This window comes from Mesorhizobium sp. WSM4836 (assembly GCF_055811815.1).
Genome location: NZ_JBVVQF010000007.1, coordinates 87,141 through 112,408, shown reverse-complemented (window position 1 = coordinate 112,408; position 25,268 = coordinate 87,141). Strand labels below are relative to the sequence as shown.

Sequence of the window (25,268 nt, the reverse complement as noted above, 5' to 3'; positions counted from 1 at the left end):
CGAGGAATACCATGCTCAAAGGAATCAATCCCCTGCTCAATGCCGATGTGCTGCAGGCGCTGCGGGCGATGGGTCACGGTGACGATCTGATCGTCGCCGACACCAATTTCCCGTCCGATTCGGTGGCCCGCCAGACTGTGCTTGGCACGCTGCTGCGCATCGATGCGTCGGCGGCCGACGTGGTCAAGGCGGTGCTTTCGCTCTATCCGCTGGACACCTTCGTCGACGACGCGGCCGCGCGCATGGAGATCGTCGGCAAGCCGGACGAAATCCCTGTCGTGCAGCAGGAAGTGCAAAAAGAGATCGATGCCGCCGAGGGCAAGGCCTGGCCTATGATCTCGGTCGAGCGCTACGCCTTCTACGAACGCGCCAGGAAGGCCTATTGCGTCATCCAGACCGGCGAGCGCCGATTCTATGGCTGTTTTGCCTTTCGCAAGGGCGTCGTGCCGCCGGATGCGGAGTAGCGGCATGCCGGCGAAACCGATCGTCATATTGGGCGTTTTCGTTGCCGACACCGCCTACCGCGCCGCCCGCCAGCCGCGCATGGGCGAGACGATCCTGGGCACGTCCTTCACGCTCGGCCCCGGCGGCAAGGGCTCGAACCAGGCGGTGGCGGCTGGCCGGCTCGGCGCCGACGTCACCTTCCTGACCCGCCTCGGCGTCGATCCCTTTGCCGATATGGCCAGGCAGACCTGGGCGCATGCCGGCGTAAAGAGCGCCGTCATCGACACGCCGGAAAGCTACACCGGTGCCGCCTATATCTTCATCGAGGAGACGAGCGGCAACAACGCCATCATCGTCAGCCCCGGCGCGGCCATGCTGATCTCGCCCGCCGATATCGAGGCAAATGCCGGCCTGATCCGCGCGGCCGGCGTCTTCGTCACCCAGCTCGAACAGCCGATCGAGGCGGCGCTGCGGGCGCTGGAGATCGCGCGCGGGGCAGGGGTGACCACCATCCTCAACCCGGCGCCGGCGGCAAAGCTTCCGGACCATATCTATACGCTTTGCGACTATGTCACGCCCAACGAAACCGAGGCCGAGGAACTGACCGGCATCAAGGTGTCTTCCATCGACGATGCCCGCCGTGCAGCCGACGGCCTGCTCGAGAAAGGCGTTGGCGCGGTCGTCGTGACGCTCGGCGAAAAAGGTGCGCTGCTGCATACGGCCGATCGTTCCGTGCATGTCGCAGCAGTTGCCGCCGGCCCGGTCGTCGAGACCACCGGCGCCGGCGACGCCTTCAATGGCGGCCTGACCGCGGCGCTGTCGAGGGGGATCGAACCCCTGCAGGCGGTGCGCTTCGCCTGCGCCGTCGCCGGCATCTCGGTGACGCGTCCAGGCACGGCGCCGTCCATGCCGACGCTGCAGGAAGTCGAGGCGCTGCTGGCGAGGGGGTGAGGTCGTGTGGATTACCTCACGAACGAAGATGGTTTGTGACAAATCAACGTCGACATTTCTCCGAGACCAAGGGCCGTGGCCCGAAGGAGAAATGGCGCGAGTGACGGGGCTCGAACCCGCGACCTCCGGCGTGACAGGCCGGCACTCTAACCAACTGAGCTACACCCGCGCATGGACGAGCACGTGTCAGCCGTGTTCGTCGTTGGGCGGTGGATAAGGGGTAAGCCACCGGGTGTCAAGCGGACCCGGACAGCATAACAGCAAACAGCAGAAGGTTTTTTGACAAGCAGAACTTTGTCGCCGAAGCCCAACTCCCGGCCAGGCCGCTGGCCGCTCATTTGGCCTTGCGAAGCCGGTCCTAACTGCTTAAAGGTCCGGCCCGGAGCGGGCGATTAGCTCAGTTGGTAGAGCGCTTCGTTTACACCGAAGATGTCGGCGGTTCGAGCCCGTCATCGCCCACCATTTTTCCGCCAAGTGTTTCGACCAGACACGCTCGTGCGACGTCAGGTTCATGCGAGCATCGTCCAACTGCCGGTTGGTAGACGCAGCCATCTGGCCTCCCTTATCATTCTCCGATCTGCGTGGTGATCGCACCGTCGAATCGAAAGATGCGACGGGCTTGTTTGTTGCCGGAAAAGAGTTGGGACCCGGGCCTTGGTTTTCGCGTCGATGTCTGCCGGGTTTGGAAGTCGGAACGTGAAAGAATTCCCTTGGGAGCCCGATAACAGCCATGCAGCACGCGCTCGTCACACCACCGAACACGGTATCAGACTGATTGAGGAGCTTCGGTATTCGATCGCTCTGTCGCGCCGCCTGATTGAGGTGTCGCATTCACTGCTCAAGAGGTCGCAGGGCCAAAGCAGGCGTCTCGAGGGCGATAGTATCGGGATTGGCTGACACGCACGTGGGTTGTCGACTACGGTCCCTCGTAAGGCACATGGACCCTCGATACTGAGTGGCCCCGGCAGACAAACCGGCGATCGACGCAACCAATGGTTTTGTGGTTGTTGCGTGTCGCCGCTCCCAAACGCTTCACAGTCCGGGTGAGGCATAAGACTTTGGTCTTACCAAACCGTCTTTCCGGTTGGGACCTAAGTCTGGTCGGCTGCCTCCTCGGGTGGCAGATGATTGCCGAAAGCTAAAACTTGCAGTAATTCTAGAGATCACAAACAAAAACAAACCTTACTTGCGTATGGGCATGGGCGGGAACGAAAATATTCCTGGATGGCTTACGAGTCATCTTCCGAATGATCCTGTGATCGCAGGAGATCTCGCGGACAAGATATCGAAGGAGGCTGAAAAAATCCAGCTTCCAGGCGAACGGGTTTTGACAACCCGTAGCGAAGAAGACACCTTTAAGAAGAAAAAAGTTGAACCGTATCGCCGCGCCACGGTTGCGGGAATCTTTGCCAGCGGCTCATTCCTGGCCTTATTAGTACTAACCATTTATCTGCTGTATGTGCTGTCGATTGTGGCCGGGGGAACGGTCGCGGATGTTCCTCTGCCCCCACGCTGAACTGTTAGACGTTCCGCCAAGACTCCGATTTGCCCGTACCGTGTTGATGCTGCGACCCTTCCATGTCCGTGGATGTCGTGTGCGACTTGTGCGATTGCCCGCCGCGGCTCAGCCTGCAGCTTCCGCCGGATTCGCAAGCCGTTTTCCGACGTACACGCATTGCTTCGCTGGTTCCGGATCCTGCAGCACCTCGAAGCCGATTGCCTTATAGAACCTTAGCGCATCATCGTTCTCCGGCATGACTTCGAGGTGAATGCCGGTCGAGCCGCTCGCGGCAAGGCGCTGCTCGAGGAAGGCCATCGCGCGCCTGCCGATGCCTTTCCCGCGCGCTTGCGGCAACAGGTCGATATGGCCATGCGACGGGTAGGCTGTCAGCGCAGGCGGAACACCGAAATCGGGTTGGTGGATCAGGTGCCGCGCCCAGTCGCTGCCGCGCCAATGCGAGCTGTCGGGTCCCGGGTCGGCGACGCGCGGCTGCAGGCCGGGATACCAGTTTGACGCCAGGCTGGCATTGAAAGCGGCTGTGTCGGCTGCGCCAAGCAGATAGCCAGCCGCGCCTGCAGCACTATCGATAATGAAGGCCAGCTCGGGTTCGAGGACTTGGTAGGGAATGGTGTAGAGCAGGCCTAGCAGGTCCGGGTCGTCCTCGCGCCCGCTGGCATCCTTGCCGGCATCGCCGGTCTTGAGACAGATCATCGCAAGCGCTGCATGATCAGCGGTGGTCGCGCGGCGCAGGAAGAAACCGCCGCCGAAATCGAGGATCATGGCGGCAGCAGCCGGAAGTCATTGCCCTCGGGCAAAAGCTGCCCGCCATCGACGATGACGGTCGTGCCGGTGATGTAACTGGCGTCGTCAGAGGCCAGGAACAGGAAGGCATTGGCCACATCGCGCGGGCTGCCGAGCCGGCCGAGCGGGATGGCATCTTCCATGTTCTTGATGAAGGCCGCTCCGCGATGCTGCTCTATGCCTTCGGTGAGGATGTTGCCGGGCTCGACGCCGTTGACAGTAATGCCGTAGCCCGAAAATTCGAGCGCAGCCGAACGGATCAGCCCATTGATGCCGGCCTTGGTCGCCGAATAATGGCCGTGGCCGGGGCTGGTGACATGCGGGCCGGTGATCGAGGAGGTGAACAGCATGCGGCCAAAATGCTGTGCCTTCATCGGCACCAGTGCGGCGCGCGCGGCGATAAAGCTGCCGCGCAAATTCACCGCCATGACCCGGTCCCAATCGTCGGGACTGGTGTTTTCCAGCAATTGCCAGGGATAAATGCCGGCATTCTGGACCATGATGTCGAGCCGGCCGTGACGGTGGAGCGCCAGTGACACGGCGGCTTCCGCATCGGCCATCTGAGAGATGTCGGTGCGAATGAATTGAGCGCCGACCTCATCTGCCGTTGCTTGTCCGGCTTCGGTCTCGGTATCGGCCAGCACCAGCTTCGCGCCTTCCTCGGCAAAGCGCTGCGCGATCGCCTTGCCAATGCCGCGGGCAGCGCCGATGACCAGCGCCACCTTGCTAAAAAGTCTGCCGGTTTGCGGTAGGCTGCTCATGCGAGCCTCTGGCGGATGGTTTGCTTGAATGCGTCGAGCAGCACGGCGGCGAGCACCAGCAGGCCGTGGATCACCTGGGTGAAGTTGGCCGGCAGGCCCATGAGATTGATCGCCGTGTTGATGGCGGAGAGAAGCAGCACGCCGGCATAGACGCCGGGCAAGGTGCCGACGCCGCCTTTCAGGCTGACGCCGCCGATGACGACCGCGGCGAAGGCATTGAACAACAGGCCGACGCCGAGATTGGCTGTCGCGCCGGAGGTGCGGATTGCCAGCAGCCAGCCGGCAAGGCCGGCAATCGCGCCGGCGAGAACGAAGGCTATGACAAGGTTTCGGTTGACGCGGATGCCGGCGCGAAAGGTCGCCGTCTCGTTGCCGCCGATCATGACCAGGTGCCTGCCGAATGGCGTCTTGGCCATAATCAGCGAGAACACCACGAAACACGCAATGGCGATCCAGGCAGTCAGTGGCAGGCCGCCCAGGCGCTGGATGCCGAACCAGCGGATTGCCGGCGCAAGGTCCTGCGCCGAGCGGCCGCCGGAAATGACCAGCACCAGGCCGCGCACCCAGATGTAGGAGGCCAGGGTGATGATGAAGGCGCTCATCTTGATCCTGACCACCAGATAGCCGTTGAAGGCGCCGATGAACCCGCCAACGAGAACGGCGATCAGCAGCGAAACCGGAACCATCAGCCATTGCGGCTGCAACTGGATGCCAAGGCCGATGCCCGACGAGCAGAACAGGATACCGACCGCCATGGCGCTGAGCGCCGCCACCGACTCGACCGACAGGTCCATATGGCCGGCAATGATGACCAGCGCCAGGCCGATCGACATGACGCCGAGCACGCTCGAGGCCTCGATGATGTTGGCGAAAATGCCGAGCTGAAAATAATTCGGGATGAGGATGGAAAAGACCACCAGCACGAAGACCAGCATGAACCAGACGAGATTGTCGAGGATGAACTCGAGGGTTTGGCGCGTGCGGGGGTTCATCTGCGGATCCGGTTGGCGCACGAGCCCAAAAAACCACTCGGTTCTTTGGAAAAATCAGGTGCGGTTGAAAATTGCTGCAACGTTGCCGTGCGCGTCCGTTTGAACGCACCGGGCTGCAGGACTGGGCTCCGGGCCTGTGTGGCCCGGAGCTTCTGGCGAGTTCGCTATTCGACCGGCTTTATGGTTTCGGTCGGCGGCTTCATGTTGCCCCAGAAGGCGGGGTTATCGACATTTTCCTTGGTGATCGCAGCGCCGGGGATCTTGATGTTCGGCCCCCACGCTTCCTTGGTCACGGTCGACTTCAGGCCAAGCACGTCGTATTCGCCGGGCTTGATCTCCTGCTTGTTGACTACCTTGTCCATGAACATGGCGACCGCCGCGGCCTGGGCGTAGAGCGGCTGCTCGACTTCGACATTGAGCCAGCCCTTGCGGATCAGGTCGAGACCGACCGGAGCGCCGTTCGAGCTCATCAGCATGACGTCGCCCGGTTTCTTGCCGGCGGCCTCGAGCGAGGCGACGGCAGCGACCGAAAGATGCGCGGCATGGCTGAAGATCAGGTCGATATCGGGGTTGGCGAGCATCTGGTCGGCAACTATGGTGCCGGCGTTGCTGGCCTCCCATTGCATGGCCGGCAGCGAGATGATCTTGACGTCCGGGAACGCCTTCATCTTCTCCTCGAAACCCTTCTGGATGTCGAGCGTGTAGGGGTCGCCCGGATCGCCGAGAACCTGCAGGATCTTGCCCTTCACCGAGCCGTTTTTCGCGGTCAGGAGCTTTTGCGCCTGGTCGGCGGCGACGTAGCCGATCTCGACGGTTCCGGCCACCGAAGTGAAGTCGGACGGGGTCGAGGTGATCTGGCGGTCGAACTCGACGACCGGGATGCCGGCGGCACGGGCCGCCTCGATCGATGGTTTCAGCGCATTGAAATCGACGGCGGCGAGAATGATCGCCGCCGGCTTCAGCGCGATGACGTCGTTCATCTGCGATTGCTGCGCATCGGTCTTGTTGTCGGCGTTTAGTGTCTTCATCTCGTAGCCGACCTGCTTCAGGAACAGTTCCAGCGCGCTCACCGAGCCGGTCTGGAACTCATCGAGCAATGTCGGCACCATGTAGTAGACGGTGCCCTTGGACTGAGCGAATGCCGGCGTGAGCGTGGCAAAGGCCAGTGCCAGGATACCGAAGACGGAAAGAAGTATTTTCTTCATGTCGTTCGCTCCTCTTGCGCCGGACCCCTCATTTGTCCCTCAGCTCGCCGGTCCGGCACCGGCGAGCGTCTCTCCGGTGATCATGTTGATCACCGCGTCGGGACTTGTTTTGTTGCGTGCGACATCGCCAGCCACGACGCCTTGCCGGATCACCACGATCCGGTCGGCGACCTGGAAGGCCTGTTGCATGATATGGGTGATGATGACGACGCCGATGCCCTGGCTCGCCACCTGGCGGATCATGTCGAGGCCGCGCCGCGTCTGCTCGACGCCGAGCGCGGCGAACGGTTCGTCGAGAAGCACCAGCTTGCCGCCAAAATGCACGAACCGGTTGAGCTCGATGGCCTGCCGCTGGCCGCCGGAGAGATGCTCGACATTGGTGCGAAGCGAGGGAATGCGGGTGCCGGCGCTGGCCAGCGCCTTTTGTACCACCTGTTCCATGGCGCGCTCGTCGAGCACCGGAATGCCGAGAACCGTCCTGGTGATCTCGCGGCCCATGAAGAAATTGGCGACCACGTCGATGTTGGTGCAAAGCGACAGGTCCTGGTAGACGGTCTCGATCCCCGCGGCCTTGGCCTCGGCGGGAGATTTTGCGAGGAATTCCTTGCCTTCGAACAGCATGCGGCCGGAGCTCGGCTCGAGCCCGCCGGCAATGATCTTGACCAGCGTCGATTTGCCGGCGCCGTTGTCGCCGAGCAGCGCCACCACTTCGCCCTTGCCGATCGAAAAGCTGATACCTTTCAGCGCTTCGATGGCGCCGTAATTCTTGACAACGTTATCGAGCACCAGCAGCGGTTCGCTCATGCCGCGATCCCCTTGTTATGCAGGAGATCTCGCCCGCGTTCGCGTTCGGCGGTGAAGATCTGGCCGAAGCGTGGCGACAGCACCCCGGAAACGGCAAGTGCGGCGGCGCCGCGCAACACCGCATGCTGGCCGCCGCGCGCGACGCTGACGCGGGGCGTCGTGCGGTCGCTGCGCGCCGAGACCGAATTGGGCAGATGCGCGGCCGCGCCGGCAAGCCTTTCGAGCAGATCGGTGGAGGCAAGCCCGCCGAGGATGATGGTTTCGGGATCGAACAGGTTTTCGATGATGGTGACGGCGTTGCGGAAGATCGGCGCGATCTCGCTCACCCAGTCGGCGTCGGCGACGTTGCGGCGCCGCAGCGCCTCGAGCGAGAGATACCGTTCGAGGCAGCCGCGATTGCCGCACGGGCAGGGCTCGCCGCCCGGCGCCGCGGGAATGTGGCCGATCTCGCCGGCATTTCCCCAGGCGCCGCGCAATGCGGCCCCGTCATGCACCATAACGCCGCCGAGACCGACGCCAAAATAGAGATAGTAATACTCGGAATATGCCGTGCCGAGGCCATAAAGGCGCTCGCCGATCGCAGCCGCCGCCATGTCGGTTTCGAAAAAGGCCGGCAGTCCGGTCGCGGCAGCCAGCCGCTCGCGCAGCGCCACATCTTTCCAGCCCGACATGGTGGTCGGCCCGACAAAGCTCATGGACTCCACGCCGAACGGTCCGGGCAGCGCCATGCCGATGCCGAGAACGCGGCCACCGGGCCGCAATGCCGTCAATTCGAGCACCATGGCGCCGATCAGCTCGAAAGCGTGGTCGGGCGTTGCATTTGGGGCTTCGCGGTAGATGCTCTCGATGACGTCGCCGCTGAGGTTGATCAGCGCGGCATTGATGCCGAGTGGGGTGACGTGGATGCCGACGGCATAGCCGCCCTCCGGATTGATGCGCAGCGTTGCCGGCGGCAGGCCGCGCCCCTTGGGCTCTTCGCGCAGCGACAGCACGTAACCATGCTCTTCCAGCTCGCGAACGATGGTCGACACCGTCTGCACGGTGAGCCCGACCCGCCTGGCAATGTCGCCGCGGGCGATCGGGCCATGAAGGCGGATGGATTCGAGCACTATGCGCCGGTTATACGGCCGCCCGAACTCCTGATTGGTTCCCCGCAGTGCCATGCCTTGCGCCCTCGAGAGAGGCCAGACTGGCACCGAAGATTTATTCAGTCAAATGGAATTCAAAAATAAATCGACTGCTGCGCTGAGCGAAGCCGGCGGATGGCCGCTCAACTGCAAGGTCAGTAGCGGATGGCACGTCGCTCCAGCAGGACCACGATCGCAAACAGCGCGATCGACAGCGAAGACGACAGCACGATCGCCGCATAGAGCCGGTCCGACTGATAGTTGAAGGTCGCCTGGATGATGAGCGCGCCGAGGCCCTTATCCGACCCGATCCACTCGCCGACGATGGCGCCGATTACCGCCGTGGCCGAAGCAATTCTCAGCGAGGAGAACAGCATCGGCAATGCTCTTGGCAGACGCAGGCTCCAGAAGATCTCCCAGCGCGTAGCCGATAGCACCCGGAACAGTTCGTGCTCGTTGTCGCCGGCCGAGTCCAGCCCGCGGATCATGTTGACCAGCGTTGGGAAGAAGCAGATCACCGCCGCGATCACGATCTTCGGCGTCATGCCGAGCCCGAAGATCAGGATGATGATCGGGGACAGCGCCAGGATCGGAATGGTGTTGAAGAACAGCACGATCGGAAAATAGGCGGCCTGCAGGATGCGGCTGTGCACGAAAAGCACCGCCAGCAGCACGCCGGCGAGATTGCCGATGACAAATCCCGCCAGCGCCTCGATCAGCGTCGGCCAGAGATTGCTGAGCAGCAAAGCAAGACTCTTCCGGAACACGCCTGATATGGCCGTCGGTGTCGGCACGATATAGGCCGGCACGCCAAGCCATGGCAGCAGGAACTGCCAGGCGAGCAGGATCGAGGCCGCGCCAAAAACGGGCAGGGCGACGCCCAGCGCCGGTGGCAAGGGCGCCTGCCTCATGAGGCCTGCTCCAGCGCGCCGCGCAGTTCGGCCATCACTGCAACGATCGCCGGATCCTCGCGCGAACAGCGGTTGCCCGCCTGCTTGAACGGCCGCATGTCGAGGTCCCTAGCCAAGCGGCCTGGATTGGCGGCGAGAACGATGACCCGTTCTCCGAGATAGGCGGCTTCGGCGATCGAATGAGTAACGAAAAGGATGGTCGTGCCGGTGCGCCGCCACAACGACAACAGCTCGTCGTTGAGGCGGTCGCGGGTGATCTCGTCCAGCGCGCCGAAAGGCTCGTCCATCAAAAGCAGCCTGGGTTGCCCGAGCAGCGCCCGGGCGATCGCCACGCGCTGGCGCTGGCCGCCGGACAATTGGCGCGGCAGACGCTCACCGAACCCGGCAAGCCCCATCAGATCAAGCAACTCGGCGGTTCGGTCGTCTATTGTCCGGGTAAGCCGGCCTTGTCCGACATCGAGCGGCAGGCGGACGTTGTCGCGCACGGTGCGCCAGGGCAGCAGGGTCGAGTCCTGGAAGACGAAACCGACATCGCGTCGCGAACGGACCGCATGCGGTGTGTCGCCAAGCACGCTGATCGAGCCACCGAGCGGATCGAGCAGGTCCGCGACCACACGGAGCAGGGTCGACTTGCCGCATCCCGAAGGTCCAAGGATCGACAGGAAGGAGCCGGCCTCGACCGACAGGTCGAGACCGGAGAGCACTTTTACCACCGGCTGCCGGCCGCCATAGCCGACATCCAGCCTGCGGGCCTCGACCGCGTTCGCCATCAAGCGGCGGGCGCGTCGAGCTTGGGTCGGTCGGGGGCCGACAATTCGAGTATCTTGGTCGTGTAGACATCGGCTACCGCGGGCCGGCCATTCGGGTATTGGCCAACCTTGTCCAGCAGTGCCAGCTGCTCCTCGATCGAGGCGGGATCGAAGGTTCCCCATCCGTCCTTCGCGGTTGCACCGTCGAAAGAGAGTTTCAGCACCAGATCGATCGTCTTCTGCTCCCAGCCAAGGTCCATTTCCGGATAGGTCTCGACCATCTTCTTGACTGCTTCCTGGGGGTTGGCGTGCACCCAGCCCCAACCCTTGGCGACGGCACCGATAAATTTCGCCAGCGTTTCCGCATCCTGTTCGATCGCCGTGTCGGTAGCGAAATAGACGTCGGCATAGGAGTTCAGCCCGAGATCGCGCACCAGGAGATCGATCCTGTCGTCGCCGACGACGCTCAGCGCCTGGGTATTGGTGATCCATCCGCCAATCGCGTCGACGTCGCCGCGCACCAGCGGCGCCTTATCGAAGCCGACATTGACGACGGTGACCTCGGACGGATCAATGCCGTTCTTGGCCAGGATCTCATCGATGACGAAGCGCGCCGTCGGCTGGATGCCGATCTTCTTTCCCTTGAGATCGGCCACGCCGCGGATCGGCTTGGCGGGCTTCGAAGTGAAGGCATAGGGACCGGTGCGAAAGCCGCAGGCGATGATCTTCACCGGCACGCCACTGGCGCGCGCCGCGTAGAGTTGGGGCGTTTCAGAAAACTGGCCGAGTTGTGCGGCGCCCGAAATCACCGGCGGCACCGTCGCGGCATTGGGGCCGCCCGGGCTGAATTCCACCTCGAGGCCCACTTCTTTGAAATAGCCGTTGGCGACGGCCGCGATGTCGCCGATCTGTCCGTTGGACATTAGCCAGTCATACTGGATGACGACTTTTCCGGCAGCTCTGGCGCCCGGCGTCAGCACGAGCTGCATTCCGACCGACGCTGCCGCGACCGCGGCGAAGCCGGCTTTCACGAAGCTGCGGCGGTTCATGTCGTAGTCTCTGTTCCCACTCATTTTTCGCTCCTGTTGCAAGACGTTCTCGTCTCTTCATTGCGAGCCGTTCCCGTGGCGCGGCGTCGTCTACGGCTGTTCGTCGTGATAGTCGCCGGGGCCGCCGTCGAGCCAGGCGTATAGTTCCCAAAGCGTGTCGTCGGGATCGGTGAAATAGGCGCAGCGCGCGTTCCAGACATAATCCTCCGGCGGGCCGTAGAAGGGCACGCCCTTGGCTGCCAGATCGCCATGGAGCAGGTCGATCTCGCCGGGCGCGTCTAGCCTGACCGCCACGCAGACCTTGTGCGCCTGGCGCGGCGACCTCAATTTCGAGACGCCGGTGTGCCGGTTGATGTGGTCGATCTCCCACGCCGCCAGTGTGACGCCTTTGCCATGGAAGTCGGCAAAGCCCTCGGCGCGGCGCCGCAGGCGAAAGCCGAGTTTCTCGACGTAAAATTCAACCGTCCGCTCGATGTTTTCGACGAGCAGGCAGACGTCTGAAATCGCATAGGCGCCTCCGAGCGGCATGGCTACCTCCCTGTGCCGTGCGCGGCGCGCGTTGCCGGCAGCTTGACGCCGACGCGGTCGGCGGCGCCGACGATGTGGGCGCGCATCGCTGCCTCGGCGGCCGTGGGATCGCCGGCGACCAGCGCTTCGTAGATGCGCACATGCTCCCCGACATTGACTTCGACCAGGTCGTGCAGCGGATTGGTGAGGCGCGCGTAGTGGATCGAGCGGCGGATCTGCTCGCAAACGAAAGAGATAAAGGTCTGGATGTAATTGTTGCCCGTCGCCCGCGCGATCTCGCGATGGAACAAAAGGTCGGCGTCGATACTGCCTTCTTCCCAGCGCTCCTCGCCGCTCATCCGGTCTAGCGCCGCCTTGATCGCGTCGAGGTGCTCCTGCCCGCGCCGTTCCGCGGCGAGCGCGGCTGACTCGGCCTCCAGTATGCAACGCAGTTCGAACAGCCGCTCCATATTCCCGGTCGCCTTCAGCGCCTCGCCATCGATGCGGATCGACGCGCGCTGCTCCGGCGCCAGCACGAAGGCGCCGACGCCTTGCCGGGCCTCGATCATGCCATCGGCCCTGAGTTGAGCGATCGCCTCGCGCACTACGTTGCGACTGACGCCGAATTTTTCCGAGAGCTGCTGCTCGGTCGGCAGCCGCGTGCCCGGATTGAGCTCGCCGGATTCGATCTCGCGGCTAAGGAATGCGGCGACGCGATGCGGCAGCGCCTCTACCGTGCCGATAGCGGCCAGTCTTTGCTTCATGGAAAGGTCTCCGTCGATGGCAGAAGGCAGCCGGGATTCATCATTCCCTGAGGGTCGATCGTTCTCTTGAGGGCCGTGATGAGCCGGCGATGGGCAGGCGCCAGGCCGGCCCAGAAAGTGCGATGGCGGGTGCGGCCGATGCCATGCTCGGCACTGATCGAGCCGCCAAGCGCGCCGACGATCTGGTAGAGCCCGGCGGTGATCTCCGCGCCCTGGACACGAGCTTCACCCTCGCCGAGCCCAGGCGGTGGCAGGACGTTCAAATGGATGTTGCCGTCGCCGGCATGGCCATAGGCCTGCGGCAGCCAGCCGGGATGTTCCTTGGCAACGAAGCGGCGGGCCTGATCGATGAGGGGAGGGATGTCCGATATCCTGACCGCAAGGTCGGTGCGCACATGGTAGCCGCGCTTCGCCTGCCCTTCGACCAGCCCTTCGCGGATCGCCCAGAAGGCTCTGGCTTGCGCGATGCTTTCAGCAAGGACGGCCTCGGCAACCAGACCGCTCTCAATGGCGCCGGCCACGAAATCGACCAGCATGGAGCGCAGATCGACCGCGGCACTTGCGGAGAGTTCCATCACCACGTGGACGGGAGCTTCGACCGGCGAAACGACGTCTGCGTCGATCAAGCGGGCGAGGTCGATGCACTCCGAACCAATGATCTCGAAGGCCGAAATCAGATCGGATGTGGCCCGGCGGGCCTGCCGGAACAGGGTGATGGCCGCTTCGAACGAAGCGAGACCGAGATAGGCGGTCTCGACCCGCGCCGGTTTCGGGAACAGCTTGACCTCGACGCCGGTGATAATGCCGAGCGTCCCTTCGCTGCCGATGAAAAGCTGCTTCAGGTCGTAGCCGCGATTGTCCTTGCGCAGGCCGGAAAAGCCGCTCCACAACTCGCCGTCGGGCAGGACGACTTCGAGGCCGAGGATGAGGTCGCGCGCCATGCCATAGCGCAGCACGTTGGTGCCGCCGGCATTGCTGGCCGCATTGCCGCCGATCTGGCAGCTTCCCTGCGCGCCGAGCGCCAGCGGAAACAGGCAGTCCTGTGCCTCTGCCCCATCCTTGATGTGCTGCAGGATGCAGCCGGCGTCGGCCTGCAGGATGAAATTGTCGGCGTCGACGAGACGGATGCCGTTCAACCGCTCCAGGCTGACGACCACCGCGCTGCGGCTGCCGATGTCGATTGCACCCGCCACTAGCCCTGTGTTCCCGCCCTGCGGGATGATTCCGAGCCCAAGCGTACCGCAGAGCCGCACCACGGCCTGGACTTCACTGACGGAAGCAGGTTTCAGCACCGCAAGGGCTCCGCCGCGATGATCCCCGGACCAGTCCAAGAGGTATTTCGCCATGCCGGCCGCGTCGGCAGCCACGCCGCTTTGTCCGACAGCGCTCTCCAGGGCATTCAGAATTTCAGGCGGGATACCACGAGCAGTCATTACAAGCCTGTTGGGACTAAGGCATAGGCTTATGCATATCATCCTACAACTGTGCCGGAGTCAACGCTGTGGGGCGCAAACCATCAAGGGCTGGAGCCGAAATGTTTCCTGGGAAAAGAGAGCGGGGGGCGATTGTCCGAGGATATTTAGGCTAGGCCGCCTTGGCATGGCTGCGCCGGCCCGATGCCGGTCAGTTGCTGGTTCGTCTGGGGAGCAGCCCGGCTAGAGGTACCGCTCGACTTTCTTGCCGACGGTCAAAAACCGCAGCGGATCGATAGCCTCACCATCATGGCGGACCTCGTAATGCAGATGCGGGCCGGTCGAGCGGCCGCTGTTGCCGGTCTTGCCGATGATGTCCCCGGCATCGAGCTTCTGGCCGACGGCGACGTCGATTTCGCTGAGATGCCCGTAGCGCGTCGCAAAACCGTTGCCATGGTCGACTTCGACCATGCGGCCGTAGCCGCCATTCCAGCCGGCCTTGACGACGACGCCGGCTGCCGTGACCTTGGCCGGCATACCGACCGGCGCCCTGAAATCCATGCCGGAATGCAAGGCGGCCGTGCCGAGGATGGGGTCGGTGCGCACGCCGAACGGGCTGGTGACGCTATGGCCGAGCGCGGGGTTGGCAAGCGGCAGCCGGCGCGCTTCCTTTTTAAGATGATCAAGCGCGTCAAGTGCTTCGTCCAACTCCTTGACCTTGCTATCGAAGACCAACGAGCTGTCGAGCGGTATCAGCGGGCCGCCGAGGTCGCTCTTTTCGAATTCGCTGTCGACGGGCAGGCCGGCGGCCTCGAGCGCCTGCGAGATCGCGTCGGCGCTCTTGTAGGCATTATCGGCAAGTGTGGCGATGCGGGTGAGCTGCTGGCTCTCGATGGCCTTCAGCGAGTTGTTGATCGAAACGAAGAGTTTGTCTGCCCGGTCGGCTGCACTTTCGCTCGGCAGCGGATCGGCGCGGGTCGACCACAGCGAGAACGGCCTGGTGTCGTTGCTGGCAAGGGGGGCAGCAAGGCTGGCGACGGAATAGGCCATCGGCTGGGCGATGCTGCCGGTCGCATCGGCACGTTCGTCCGGCTTTGCCGTCGGCACGGGCGGCGTTGCGACCTCATTTTCGGCTCGTTCGAGGATCGGGCCGAGGCGGCCGTGACGCAAGCTGAGCTGGCTCTGCCGTTCCAGCAATTCGCTGACCTTGGTTTCCATCAGCTGCTGATCGAGAAGCTGGCGGCTGGTGATGCGATCGACCTGGCTCCGCAGTGCCGAGATGCGGTCTTCGTAGGCCTGCTGCATGCGCGCCTGCCGTGCCGTCGTGGCGCCGATCAGGTCGTCGCGCAGCACCAGATAAGAGGTCGCCAGCAGATAGCCAATGACGATCGCCGCCAGCGCCGAGCCGCAAAATGCAGCCAGCCACGGGCGTATGGTAAAATGCCTTATCTGGTCGCCCCGGGCGATGATCACCGTGTGCGGCTCTTTGCGTCTGCCGAAGACCGCTGACTGACTGGCTACGTTCACGGGACCAAGCTTTCGTTACGACACCAACGACGAGCCTGATTACACATTATTAGGGTTAACAAAGTTTTGGCGGATCGAACCGTACGCAAAGATATTCGCGCAAAACGTGCATCGCATTACAGCGGCCTGCCGCAGCTCTCAAAGGGCGCGAACCGCCTCCAGCACCTCTTCGGCGTGCCCCTTGACGCGGACGTTGCGCCAGATCCTGGCGATGCGTCCGTCCCGGCCGATCAGGAATGTCGCCCGTTCGACGCCCAAATAAATGCGGCCGTAGAGCTTCTTTTCCACCCACAAATGGTAAGCCTCGATCACCTGGCGCTCCTCGTCGGCGACCAGGTCGATGCTGAGGTCGTATTTCGCCTTGAATTTATCGTGTTTCTTGACGCTGTCCGGCGAGAGCCCGATGACGACGGCGCCGGCCTTTGCGAACTCCGGCTTCAACTGCGAAAAGCCGATCGCCTCGTTGGTGCAGCTTGTGGTGTCGTCCTGTGGGTAGAAATAGAGTACGATGGGTTTTCCCAGCAATGCGGCGAGGCTGAGTGAACCGCCGCCGTCGCGCGGAAGATCGAATTGCGGCGCAACATCGCCCACGTCGAGGTCAGCCATACCGATGCCCTTGTTTGAGGTTACGCGCCAGGCTGCACCGATATAATGTCGAGCGGGGATTCGTCCACGATCGAGTTCGTTTCAACGGAAGATTGCGTGGATCAGGAGCTGCCGCAGCACGAGAAGATCAGGTTCAGGCGTGACGAGATCACCGACCTGGGAACCTTTCCGTCCGCATGCCGCGTCCCGCCGCTCGGCCAGGCATCGATCGGTCGCGGCGTTCGTTTGATGGCGCGGCTGTTTGCCGGCCTTGTCGCCCTTGTGCTGCTGGCTGCCGCCGGCGTCTACGCGATCGGCGTGTCCGGCTTCGGCTCGGAGCGGCTACGCGCGGAAGCCGAAACGGCAATCGAGAAATTGGCCGGCTTCGATGTCGACGTTGCCGTCGGACCGGCCCGGCTGACGCTTGACGGGTCGAGCTTCATTGCGCTGCAGGTCAGCGACGTCAGCCTCAGGACCGCCGACGGCAAACCGATGGCCGATGCCGGCCGGGTCCGCTTCGGCATCCGGCTGATCCCGTTGCTTTCGGGCGAGGTGCGGCTGACCAGTGCCCGGATTTCCGACGCGCACATCGTCATGGCGGCAATGCCGTCCGGCGGCGACTGGACGGCCGAGCTGCGCAACCAGGACGGCCTCATCGATCCGGAAAAACTTTCCGCCGCCGTCTTCGCCAACCTCAACCACGCGCTCGATGCGGTGCGCGAGGATTCGATGCGCCAGATCGATCTGCGCAACGTCGAGTTGGCACTGCCCGAGACCGGATCGGTCAAGTCGGTCACCATCGCCGACGCCTCCGTCTCGCAGTCGGGGCCGGGAAGCATGGAGTTTTCATCCGACGCCGATGTCGACGGCAGGGCGCTTACCATCGCCGCTTCCGCCACCCGCGATCCGACGACGCGACGCATCACCACGCTGGACGCCAGCATCCTGGCAGCGGACGCCGACACTGCGGCGGCAGGTGGCAAATTGGGTGCGATCGCCTTGAAGCTGGCGGGGTCGGAAGGGACCGGCGAAAACGGCTCGCGGCTTACCGCTGCCCTGTCGCTGACCGGATCGGTGCTCGATCTCGGATCGCGCGGCCTGCTTCCGGCCGACATCGATCTCGATGCAACGCTCATCGCCGGGTCGAACAAGATCCAGGTCGACAGTTTGCTGGCGAAAACCGGCCGCTCGACCTTCGATTTCGCCGGTTCGATCGGGCCGAAGCCGGCTACCGGCACAGCGGGCGAGGAGCCATCCTATCGTTACGACCTGACCAGCGACGGTTCGACCCTGGCGCCTTCGGATTCGCCGGAGCCGGCGCTCAGCTTCATTGCCCGTATCGCCGGCGTGTACCAGCCGACGAGCCAAAAGCTGGTCGCCGAGCAGATTGGCGTCCGGTCCGGACCGGGCAGCGAAGTGCTGGGCACGGCTTCGGTTTCATTCGTCGCCAACCAGGCGCCGGGCATATCGGTAGCGCTTAATGTCCACGACATGCCGGTCTCGCATGTCAAGCAATTATGGCCGTGGTTTTCGGCGCGCAATGCAAGGTTGTGGGTGCTTAAGAACCTGTTCGGCGGCCGCGTCGTCGATGGCAGCCTGCAGTTCCAGGTCGTGCCCGGGCGGCTCGGCAACGGCGTGCCGCTTTCCGCCGATGAAGTGTTCGGCCGATTCCAGGTCGAAGGATCGCGCTTCGACACGGCCGGCCGTATTCCGCCGATCCGCGATGCCGTCGGCGTTGTCGGCTTCCACGGCAACGACGTCGACGTCGCGCTGTCCTCGGGCAGCGTCTATATGCCGAGCGGCCGCACGGTAGCGGCGAGCAACGGCACGCTCACCGTCAAGGCGGCGAATCATCCGCCGGTGATCGGCGCGCTCGACATCGATGTCGCCGGCGAGGCGCCGGCAATCGCCGAGCTGGCATCCTATGACCCGATCAACGCCATGCGCCATGTCGGCCTGCTGCCGGACGATCTGTCCGGCACGGTGACCGGCCATGTAAAGGCCGATATTCCACTGCAGTCCGGCGTCGATTCTTCCAAACTCGATTGGCTGGTTGCGCTCGACTACAAGGACCTGTCGCTGGCCAAGCCGTTCGAGGGCCAAACGATCAGCCATGCCGACGGCTCGATCACCGTCGCGCCCGACCGGGCGGTGATCTCGGCCAAGGCGCTACTCAACGGCATTCCGGCCGAGCTCGACCTGATCGAGCCGCTCAGGGATGGCGGCCCGCCGCGCAGTCGCAAAGTGGCGCTGGTGCTCGACGACAAGACGCGCGCCACCGCCATGCCTGGCCTGTCGACGCTGCTTTCCGGAACCATCAAGGTGGCGATCGACAAGAGCGGCACCGGCAACCAGAACGTGTCGGCCGACCTGACCAATGCCAGGCTGGACATTCCCTGGGCCGGCTGGAGCAAGGGCCCCGGCATTCCCGCCAAGGTCGCCTTCGCCATGGCGAAGACCGGCGACACCACGACGCTGTCTAATTTCGAACTGGATGGCAAGACCTTCTCCATCGACGGCAGCGCGGTGCTGGTCAACGGCGCCTTGTCCTCGGCCCGGTTCAGCAAGGTCAAGTTGAACAGGGGCGACGATGTCGGCGTCTCGGTGAAGCGGTCGGGCAAGGCCTATGCGGTCGAGGTCAGCGGCAGCGCGCTGGACGCACGCTCGCTGATCAAGCAATTCACGTCCGACGTTGACACCGCCACCAAGACCACCGGCGTCGATGCGATCTCGGTCAGCGCCGACGTCAGCTCCCTGACCGGCTTCCACGACGAGGTGCTGTCAAATTTGAAGCTCGACTACAGCGCCGCCGGCTCCAGGGTGAACGGGCTCAAGGTGAGCGCCACCGCAAGTTCGGGAGCCGCGATCACCGTCAGCAACACGACCGGCGGCGGCCTGCGCACGCTCAACATGAAGTCGGCCGATGCCGGCGCGATACTGCGCTTCCTCAACATCTACGAGCATATGGAAGGCGGCTCGATCACGCTGGCGCTCACTGGCGCCGGCGACGGTCCGATGAAAGGCCAGGTCGACGCCAGGAATTTCTTTGTCGTCAACGAGCCGAAGCTCGCCTCGATCGTGTCGACGACGCCGGCCGGCGACAGCCGCAGCCTCAACGAGGCGGTCAAGGGCAATCTCGACACGTCGCGGGTGAAGTTCGAGCGCGGTTTCAGCGAGATCGACAAGGGCAGCGGCTATCTCAAGTTGCGCAACGGCGTGCTGCGCGGTCCGCGCATCGGCACAACCTTCCAGGGCACGCTCTACGACCAGAACAACAATATGGACATGACGGGCACGTTCATGCCGGCCTACGGCGTAAACCGCATCTTCGGCGAACTGCCGCTGATCGGCGCGCTGCTCGGCAACGGCCGCGACCGCGGCCTGATCGGCGTCACCTACAGGCTCAGGGGCAACGCCAACAAGCCGAGCCTCGACGTCAATCCGCTATCCGTAATCGCGCCCGGGATTTTCCGGTCGATCTTTGAGTATCGCTGAGGCGGGTAGCTAGGGCTCGCTCTGCAGCGATCCTTCGCGCCCCCTCTGTCCCGCCGACGCCAACGGTTGAGCGTCAGACCGGCCGCACCAGAACGTGCTTCTTCTTGCCGAGCGACAGCTTTGCAACGTTTTCCGGGCCAAGGTCTTGCAGCGTCACCATCCGACGGTCGTCTGTTACCGGCTGGTCGTTCAGGCGCACGGCGCCGCCCTGGATATGCCGTCGTGCCTCGCCGTTGGACCCAGCCAGCCCGGCAGTGACGAACAGTGACAATATGCCGACGCCGGCTTCAAGATCGGCCCTGCCCACCTCGACGGTCGGCAGTGTTTCGGCGAGCGCCCCTTCTTCGAACGTCTTACGCGCCGTGTCGCTGGCCTCCTCCGCCGCCTGGCGGCCATGCAGCATGGCGGTGATCTCGGTGGCGAGGATCTTCTTGGCTTCGTTGATCTCCGAGCCGCCGAGCCGTTCGAGGCGCGCGACCTCGGCGAGCGGCAAGGTCGTGTAGAGCTTCAGGAAACGGCCGACATCGGCATCTTCGGTGTTGCGCCAATATTGCCAGAACTCGTAGGGGCTCAGCATCTCCGCATCGAGCCAGACCGCGCCCGAGGCCGACTTGCCCATCTTGGCGCCGGAGGAGGTGGTGAGCAGCGGCGTCGTCAGCGCATAAAGCTGCGCGCCTTCCATGCGGTGGCCGAGATCGATGCCGTTGACGATGTTGCCCCACTGGTCGGAGCCGCCCATCTGCAGCCGGCAGCCGAGGCGCTTGTAAAGCTCGACGAAGTCGTAGGCCTGCAGGATCATGTAGTTGAATTCGAGGAACGAAAGCGACTGCTCGCGGTCCAGCCGGAGCTTGACCGAATCAAAGGCCAGCATGCGGTTGACCGAAAAATGCCGGCCGACATCGCGCAGGAAATTGACGTAGTTGATATCCATCAGCCAGTCGGCATTGTTGATCATGACGGCGTCGTTGGGGCCGCTGCCGAATTTGAGGTAGGGCGTGAAGTTGCGGCGGATGCCGGCGAGATTGTCCTCGATGTCCTGCGGCGTCAAAAGCTTGCGCGCCTCGTCCTTGAACGAGGGATCGCCGATCATCGAGGTGCCGCCGCCCATCAGCGCGATTGGCCGGTGGCCGGTCTGCTGCAGCCAGTAAAGCATCATGATCTGGATCAGTGACCCGGCATGCAGGCTTCTGGCGGTGGCGTCGAAGCCGATATAGGCGCTCACCGTTTCCGTGGCGAAAAGCTGGTCGAGGCCGGCATCGTCCGAGGTCTGGTGGATGAAACCGCGCTCGCTCATCGTGCGCAGGAAATCGGATTTGAAGGCGGACATTTTTCTTCCCGAAAGGCTTCCGGCCGAACGTGGCCCGGCTATGCATGAAGGCGGGCGTTTAGCACTCAAGCGCGATCAGCAAAAGTGGAATCCGGTTTTGCGTCCGCGCGGATAGCGTGCGGCCTGCTTGCGTCATTGTTTCGGCTGGCGTAATGAGGCGCCGCGCCAGCGGGGCTCTTCCGCTGGACCGCGCGGCATCGATCGAATGCCATATCATGTGACAGAGTCGAGATGCCGGAGATATCCATCGTCATTCCTTGCCGGAACGAGGCGGCGAACCTGCCGCTTCTGCTCGATGAAATCGGTATTGCCATGGCCGGGCGGGACTTCGAAGTCATTGTCGTCGACGACGGCTCGACAGACGATACGCCTTCGGTGCTTGCCGCAGAAGCAGCGCTTCGCCGGTTTCCGCTGCGCCATCTCAGGCATCAAAAATCCGCCGGACAGTCGCTTTCGGTGCGCTCGGGCGCGTGGGCGGCGCGCGGCGATATCGTTGCCACCATCGACGGCGACGGCCAGAACGATCCCGGCTACATCCCAGTGTTGATCGACGCGCTCCGGCAGGCTGGTCCCGACGTCGGGGCCGCGCAGGGACAGCGTCTGAAGCGCCGCGACAGCAAGATCAAGCAGCTGGCATCGCGTTTCGCCAACGGGCTGAGAAAAGCCATCCTGCATGACGAGACGCGGGATACCGGCTGCGGCCTCAAGGCGATCCACACCGACATTTTGAGGAAATTGCCGTTCTTCGACGGCACCCACCGCTTTGTTCCGGCGCTGGTCATCCAGGAGGGCTACCGCGTCGTCCATTGCGACGTCGTCGACCGTTCCCGCCGTTACGGCAAATCGAATTACGGCATCTTCGATCGCGGCCTTCAGGGCGTGCTCGATCTTGCCGGCGTCTGGTGGCTGCGCCGCAGGCGCCGCAGAATGCCCAAAGTAGAGGAAATCAGGCATGGGTAACGTGCTTCAGGAATTGGCGACCTGGCTTCACGATGTTTTCGTCAAGCAATTCGATGCCTGGGTTCTGCTCGGCTTCGTCGCCCAGTTCTTCTTCACCATGCGCTTTCTGGTGCAGTGGGTGGCGTCGGAAAAGGCCAAACGCAGCGTCGTGCCGATTGCCTTCTGGTTCTTTTCGCTGTTCGGCGGCGGCCTGCTGCTGATCTACGCCATCCAGCGTCAGGATCCGGTGTTCATCGCCGGCCAGGCCATGGGCCTGTTGATCTACATCCGCAATCTCTGGCTGATCGCCAACGAGCGCAAGGCGGCGATGACGAAGGTCGATTGAGCTCGCCACCGGCCTGAACCGGTCGAGCAAGCAACCCAGATTACTTGCCGTCCAGCCCGCCGTAGGACCTTACCAGCCGGACCATGTCGGCCTTGTTGGCACTCTCGCCCTCGAGCCCCTCGGCGACACCGACGCGGTCGGCGGTCGGCCGGTTCTGGCTGACTTTCCATTTGCCGCTGATTTCGGTGATTTCGATTTCCAGGCCGACGATGCCCTTGATCTGCGACTGGATGAAGGGTGCCGGCGCGTCGGTTACCGCCCATGGCGCTGCGCGGCTGCCCTCCTGCGACATCGTCAGATCGGAAATCTGCTTGGCCAGCCAATCCTGGTCTTCTATCACCGTGACAATGCCGCGCACCTGGACAATGGCGTAGTTCCAGGTCGGTACCACCTTGCCGGTTTCACGCTTGGTCTCATACCAGGACGGCGTCACATAGGCATCGGCGCCCTGGAAGACGACCAGCACCGGCGCCAAGGGATTGTCGGCCAAAAGCCGCCATTGCGGATTGGCCTTGGCCAGATGGGCGCGCAGCCTGCCGTTCGGCGACACATCCGCGTTGAGCAAGGAGGGCGCGTCTGGAAGAAAGGGAATTGCGTTGGCGACCGGCCCCTCGGCGCCGTTCGACACCAGCAGGCCAAGCGGATGCGCCCGGATCAGCCCGTGCAGGACGTCCGGCCGGGTTTCCTGGAAGTGAGGCGGTTGGTACATCGCGGTTCCCCGATTATCTCAGCCGCTTGGGCCGTGGGTCGGACAGTTCCCCGGCCAGCCGGCGATCGAGATAGTCGGCGCATTCCTCGATGAGAAGCTCAGCATGGTTGGCAAAGAAATGGTTGGCGCCCGGCAAGGTCTTCTGGGTGATGGTAATGCCCTTTTGCGTGTGCAGCTTGTCGACCAGGCCCTGCACGTCCTTGGGCGGCGCGACCTTGTCGGCGTCGCCGTGGATGATCAGGCCGGACGACGGGCATGGCGCCAGGAACGAGAAATCATAGGTATTGGGCTGCGGCGCGACCGAGATGAATCCCTCGATCTCGGGCCGGCGCATCAGAAGCTGCATGCCGATCCACGAGCCGAACGAATAGCCGGCAACCCAGCAGCTCTTGGAATCCGGATGCAGCGACTGCACCCAGTCGAGCGCCGCGGCGGCGTCGGACAACTCGCCGGTGCCGTGGTCGAACTCGCCCTGGCTGCGGCCGATGCCGCGGAAATTGAAGCGCAGCGTGGTGAAATTGCGCTTCTGGAACATGTAGAAGAGGTCGTAGACGATCTTGTTGTTCATCGTCCCGCCGAACTGGGGGTGCGGGTGGAGGACGATGGCAATCGGCGCGCTCTTTTCCTTCGAGGGCTGATAGCGACCCTCCAGACGGCCGGCCGGACCGGTGAAAATGACCTCAGGCATAAAATACTCCACTTGGCATAATTGGGCGGCGCCCGGAACAACTCTTCCTCTGGCCCAGTCTTCCCTAGGCCCCAGTCTTCCTTAGGCCCCAGTCTTCCCTAGGCCCCAGTCTTCCCTAGGCCCCAGTCTTTCCTAGGCCTTGACGCAGGGCGAGCGTCTTTCTAGAAGCTAGTTTAGAATTGTTCAAAACTGGGCGGCCAAAGACTGTGGCTCGGCCACCCACGCCGCAAGCCGCGTAAATAGGACGTCTTGCCTTGCAATTTCAAGGAAATAACGCGCTATCTTCGCGGAACGGCTATTGAAGGGACCAGTTGGACGGAAATGGCCGGAGCACGCGCCTACCTCGACTACAACGCCAGCGCGCCGCTGCTTGCCTCAGCGCGCGCGGCCGTGGTCGCTGCGCTCGACGTCGCCGCCAACCCATCCTCGGTCCATGCCGAAGGCCGCGCGGCGCGGCGGCTGATCGAGGATGCCAGGCGCGACGTAGCGCGACTGGTCAGCGCGAAAGCCGAGCATGTCGTATTCACCTCCGGCGCGACGGAAGCGGCCTCGACACTGCTGACGCCGGACTGGCAGATGGGGCGCGGCGCCGTCCGCATGAGCCGGCTTTACGTGTCCGAGGCTGACCATCCCTGCCTGCTCAATGGCGGGCGCTTCCCCGCGGGGCAGCTAACGCGGATAGGCGTCGATGCCGACGGCATCGTCAGGCTCGACACCCTGGCGTCAGCACTTAGTGCGCATGCCAAGGCCGACGGTTTGCCGCTGGTGGCGATCCACGCCGCCAACAACGAGACCGGCGTGATCCAGCCGATTGGCCGCATTGCCGAAATCGTCAAGGCGGCGGGCGGCATCCTGGTTGTCGATGCCGTGCAGGCGGCCGGCCGCATTCCGCTTGATATGTCAGCGGATTACGCAGACTATTTGATTCTATCGTCGCACAAGATCGGCGGCCCCAAGGGCGTCGGCGCCATTGTCGCGGCGTCGGACCTGATGATGCCAAAACCGCTGGTCAGCGGCGGTGGCCAGGAAAAAGGCCATCGCGGCGGCACCGAAAACCTGGCAGCGATTGCCGGGTTTGGCGTGGCGGCGCGAGAGGCGTCCGCCGGATTGCAAGAGATCGATGCGGTGCGGCAGCGTCGCGACGAAATCGAGGCGATCGTGAAAACGCACGTCCCGGGTGCCGAATTCTTCGGGACCGGCGCGCCAAGGCTTGCCAATACGACATTCTTCGCTATTGCCGGCATCAAGGCCGAGACGGCGCAGATCGCTTTCGACCTGGCCGGCGTGGCGCTGTCGGCCGGATCGGCCTGTTCGTCGGGCAAGGTCGGGCCGAGTCACGTGCTGAAAGCCATGGGTTACGGTGACAGTCTTGGCGCGCTGCGCGTGTCCATCGGTCACGCGACCAGCGCCGAGGATATCGAGCTGTTTCGCGCGGCGCTGGCGATGATCGTCGCGCGGCAAGCCGATAGGGAAAAGGCGAACAGGGAAAAGGCCGCCTGAGCGCGGCAACGGAACATTTGGGCCTTCCGGCCTGGTAGAGCCGTGCGTTCGCATTTGGCCGGGTGAATTTCCGGCATGAACGCACTATATGAAACTTACGCCGCTTCGGGTGCCCAAGTGTGCTCGTTCGCGGTGCCATAGTTTGAAAACTGCCGGGCCTTGACCCCGGCGTGG

Annotated in this window: 24 protein-coding genes and 2 tRNA genes; 8 read left to right on the top strand and 18 right to left on the bottom strand. The window is 63.4% G+C overall.

Features of this window, described 5'->3' with window-relative positions; genetic code table 11:
* The first annotated feature begins 11 nt into the window (after window positions 1-11).
* Together AC0L2P_RS11255 and rbsK are read left to right on the top strand one after the other, a co-directional pair.
* Window positions 12-464, top strand: coding sequence for an RbsD/FucU family protein (locus AC0L2P_RS11255; protein ID WP_473501277.1), 453 nt, complete (start codon window positions 12-14; stop codon window positions 462-464).
* A 4-nt stretch (window positions 465-468) separates the two neighbouring features.
* A complete protein-coding gene (rbsK, locus tag AC0L2P_RS11250; RefSeq protein ID WP_473501276.1) occupies window positions 469-1,395 on the top strand; it encodes a ribokinase in 927 nt (308 codons plus the stop codon).
* 92 nt (window positions 1,396-1,487) lie between these two features.
* On the opposite strand, the gene AC0L2P_RS11245 is transcribed toward rbsK, so the two are convergent.
* Window positions 1,488-1,564, bottom strand: a tRNA-Asp gene (locus AC0L2P_RS11245).
* Between the two features lie 217 nt (window positions 1,565-1,781).
* Here AC0L2P_RS11245 and AC0L2P_RS11240 point away from each other — a divergent pair.
* Both AC0L2P_RS11240 and AC0L2P_RS11235 read left to right on the top strand, forming a co-directional pair.
* A tRNA-Val gene (locus AC0L2P_RS11240) sits at window positions 1,782-1,857 on the top strand.
* A 655-nt stretch (window positions 1,858-2,512) separates the two neighbouring features.
* Window positions 2,513-2,911, top strand: coding sequence for a hypothetical protein (locus tag AC0L2P_RS11235; protein WP_473501275.1), 399 nt, complete (start codon window positions 2,513-2,515; stop codon window positions 2,909-2,911).
* Between the two features lie 108 nt (window positions 2,912-3,019).
* Here AC0L2P_RS11235 and AC0L2P_RS11230 read toward each other — a convergent pair whose 3' ends face one another.
* The 14 genes from AC0L2P_RS11230 to AC0L2P_RS11165 all read right to left on the bottom strand — a co-directional run bounded on the left by AC0L2P_RS11230 (window position 3,020) and on the right by AC0L2P_RS11165 (window position 16,111).
* Complete coding sequence (locus tag AC0L2P_RS11230; RefSeq protein WP_473501274.1) at window positions 3,020-3,676, bottom strand: GNAT family N-acetyltransferase; 657 nt, start codon at window positions 3,674-3,676, stop codon at window positions 3,020-3,022.
* Complete coding sequence (locus tag AC0L2P_RS11225) at window positions 3,673-4,458, bottom strand: SDR family oxidoreductase (RefSeq protein WP_473501273.1); 786 nt, start codon at window positions 4,456-4,458, stop codon at window positions 3,673-3,675. The genes AC0L2P_RS11230 and AC0L2P_RS11225 overlap by 4 nt, the downstream gene beginning before the upstream one ends.
* Window positions 4,455-5,450 (bottom strand): ABC transporter permease, encoded by a 996-nt coding sequence (locus AC0L2P_RS11220; protein WP_473501272.1) that lies wholly within the window; start codon window positions 5,448-5,450, stop codon window positions 4,455-4,457. Before AC0L2P_RS11220 ends, AC0L2P_RS11225 begins: the two co-directional genes overlap by 4 nt.
* A 164-nt stretch (window positions 5,451-5,614) precedes the next feature.
* A complete protein-coding gene (locus AC0L2P_RS11215) occupies window positions 5,615-6,655 on the bottom strand; it encodes a sugar ABC transporter substrate-binding protein (protein ID WP_473501271.1) in 1,041 nt (346 codons plus the stop codon).
* 39 nt (window positions 6,656-6,694) lie between these two features.
* Window positions 6,695-7,459: an ATP-binding cassette domain-containing protein gene (locus tag AC0L2P_RS11210; protein ID WP_473501270.1), complete on the bottom strand. Its 765-nt coding sequence runs from the start codon at window positions 7,457-7,459 to the stop codon at window positions 6,695-6,697.
* Entirely contained in the window at window positions 7,456-8,622 is a 1,167-nt protein-coding gene (locus AC0L2P_RS11205) for an ROK family transcriptional regulator (protein WP_473501269.1), read from the bottom strand. The genes AC0L2P_RS11210 and AC0L2P_RS11205 overlap by 4 nt, the downstream gene beginning before the upstream one ends.
* Before the next feature lie 119 nt (window positions 8,623-8,741).
* Complete coding sequence (locus AC0L2P_RS11200) at window positions 8,742-9,497, bottom strand: ABC transporter permease (protein ID WP_473501268.1); 756 nt, start codon at window positions 9,495-9,497, stop codon at window positions 8,742-8,744.
* Window positions 9,494-10,267, bottom strand: a complete 774-nt coding sequence (locus AC0L2P_RS11195) for an ABC transporter ATP-binding protein (RefSeq protein WP_473501267.1) — start codon at window positions 10,265-10,267, stop codon at window positions 9,494-9,496. Before AC0L2P_RS11195 ends, AC0L2P_RS11200 begins: the two co-directional genes overlap by 4 nt.
* Window positions 10,267-11,295, bottom strand: coding sequence for an ABC transporter substrate-binding protein (locus tag AC0L2P_RS11190; RefSeq protein WP_473501379.1), 1,029 nt, complete (start codon window positions 11,293-11,295; stop codon window positions 10,267-10,269). Before AC0L2P_RS11190 ends, AC0L2P_RS11195 begins: the two co-directional genes overlap by 1 nt.
* Before the next feature lie 90 nt (window positions 11,296-11,385).
* On the bottom strand, window positions 11,386-11,823 hold the full coding sequence (locus AC0L2P_RS11185) for a VOC family protein (RefSeq protein ID WP_473501266.1): 438 nt from the start codon (window positions 11,821-11,823) through the stop codon (window positions 11,386-11,388).
* Between the two features lie 2 nt (window positions 11,824-11,825).
* Window positions 11,826-12,566, bottom strand: coding sequence for a FadR/GntR family transcriptional regulator (locus AC0L2P_RS11180; RefSeq protein ID WP_473501265.1), 741 nt, complete (start codon window positions 12,564-12,566; stop codon window positions 11,826-11,828).
* Window positions 12,563-13,999, bottom strand: a complete 1,437-nt coding sequence (locus AC0L2P_RS11175) for an FAD-binding oxidoreductase (RefSeq protein ID WP_473501264.1) — start codon at window positions 13,997-13,999, stop codon at window positions 12,563-12,565. Before AC0L2P_RS11175 ends, AC0L2P_RS11180 begins: the two co-directional genes overlap by 4 nt.
* A gap of 222 nt (window positions 14,000-14,221) precedes the next feature.
* Entirely contained in the window at window positions 14,222-15,505 is a 1,284-nt protein-coding gene (locus AC0L2P_RS11170) for a M23 family metallopeptidase (RefSeq protein ID WP_473501263.1), read from the bottom strand.
* 138 nt (window positions 15,506-15,643) lie between these two features.
* Window positions 15,644-16,111, bottom strand: coding sequence for a peroxiredoxin (locus tag AC0L2P_RS11165; protein ID WP_473501262.1), 468 nt, complete (start codon window positions 16,109-16,111; stop codon window positions 15,644-15,646).
* A 96-nt stretch (window positions 16,112-16,207) separates the two neighbouring features.
* Between AC0L2P_RS11165 and AC0L2P_RS11160 the strand changes: the two genes are divergently transcribed.
* On the top strand, window positions 16,208-19,585 hold the full coding sequence (locus AC0L2P_RS11160; protein ID WP_473501261.1) for a hypothetical protein: 3,378 nt from the start codon (window positions 16,208-16,210) through the stop codon (window positions 19,583-19,585).
* Window positions 19,586-19,658: 73 nt separating this feature from the next.
* On the opposite strand, the gene tyrS is transcribed toward AC0L2P_RS11160, so the two are convergent.
* Window positions 19,659-20,912: a tyrosine--tRNA ligase gene (tyrS, locus tag AC0L2P_RS11155; protein ID WP_473501260.1), complete on the bottom strand. Its 1,254-nt coding sequence runs from the start codon at window positions 20,910-20,912 to the stop codon at window positions 19,659-19,661.
* A 231-nt stretch (window positions 20,913-21,143) separates the two neighbouring features.
* On the opposite strand from tyrS, the gene AC0L2P_RS11150 reads away from it, so the two are divergent.
* Window positions 21,144-21,872: a glycosyltransferase family 2 protein gene (locus AC0L2P_RS11150; protein ID WP_473501259.1), complete on the top strand. Its 729-nt coding sequence runs from the start codon at window positions 21,144-21,146 to the stop codon at window positions 21,870-21,872.
* Window positions 21,865-22,197 (top strand): lipid-A-disaccharide synthase N-terminal domain-containing protein, encoded by a 333-nt coding sequence (locus AC0L2P_RS11145; protein ID WP_023674681.1) that lies wholly within the window; start codon window positions 21,865-21,867, stop codon window positions 22,195-22,197. The genes AC0L2P_RS11150 and AC0L2P_RS11145 overlap by 8 nt, the downstream gene beginning before the upstream one ends.
* A gap of 40 nt (window positions 22,198-22,237) precedes the next feature.
* Here AC0L2P_RS11145 and AC0L2P_RS11140 read toward each other — a convergent pair whose 3' ends face one another.
* The gene (locus tag AC0L2P_RS11140; protein ID WP_473501258.1) at window positions 22,238-22,906 is read right to left on the bottom strand and encodes an FMN-binding negative transcriptional regulator; all 669 of its coding nucleotides are present in this window, start codon (window positions 22,904-22,906) and stop codon (window positions 22,238-22,240) included.
* 13 nt (window positions 22,907-22,919) lie between these two features.
* A complete protein-coding gene (locus AC0L2P_RS11135) occupies window positions 22,920-23,594 on the bottom strand; it encodes an alpha/beta hydrolase (protein ID WP_023674683.1) in 675 nt (224 codons plus the stop codon).
* Window positions 23,595-23,915: 321 nt separating this feature from the next.
* Here AC0L2P_RS11135 and AC0L2P_RS11130 point away from each other — a divergent pair, with 321 nt between their 5' ends.
* Window positions 23,916-25,094 (top strand): cysteine desulfurase family protein, encoded by a 1,179-nt coding sequence (locus tag AC0L2P_RS11130; protein WP_473501257.1) that lies wholly within the window; start codon window positions 23,916-23,918, stop codon window positions 25,092-25,094.
* Window positions 25,095-25,268 lie beyond the last annotated feature (174 nt).